Origin of the sequence: Cupriavidus sp. SIMBA_020, from assembly GCF_046535395.1 — a bacterium.
Lineage (GTDB): Bacteria > Pseudomonadota > Gammaproteobacteria > Burkholderiales > Burkholderiaceae > Cupriavidus > Cupriavidus campinensis.
This window is the reverse complement of record NZ_JAWRWU010000192.1, coordinates 1-346: the sequence shown is the minus strand read 5'-3', so window position 1 is coordinate 346 and position 346 is coordinate 1. Positions and strand designations below refer to the sequence as shown.

Here is a 346-nt window from a genome sequence, read left to right as displayed (position 1 = left end):
GCTCGCCCGGCATGGCGATCTGCTGCGCCACGGGTTCCAGGCTGCCGTCTGCGGCCACGGGCAGCACGGCCAGCGTGCCGCTCAGGTGGTTGGACACCATCAGGTAGCGGCCCGACGGCGCCAGCGCCAGATGCACGGGGTTCAGGCCGTCGCACGACTAGCTGCGCCAAAGCGTCAGCCGTCCGCTGCGCGCATCGCGTCGCAGCGTGCTGACTTCGCGGCGGTCGCCATGCACCGCATACAGCACGGGCAGCGACGGGTGCGGCAGCAGGTATGACGGGTTGACCAGATCGCCGACGACTTGCGTGAGCGTCAGCGCGCCGGTCTCCGGCGCATAGTCGAAGAC

1 pseudogene is annotated in these 346 nt (G+C 70.2%); it reads right to left on the bottom strand.

Annotated elements, in window-relative coordinates:
- Nucleotides 1-346: pseudogene (locus SB751_RS28780) on the bottom strand (lactonase family protein); the annotation flags it as partial.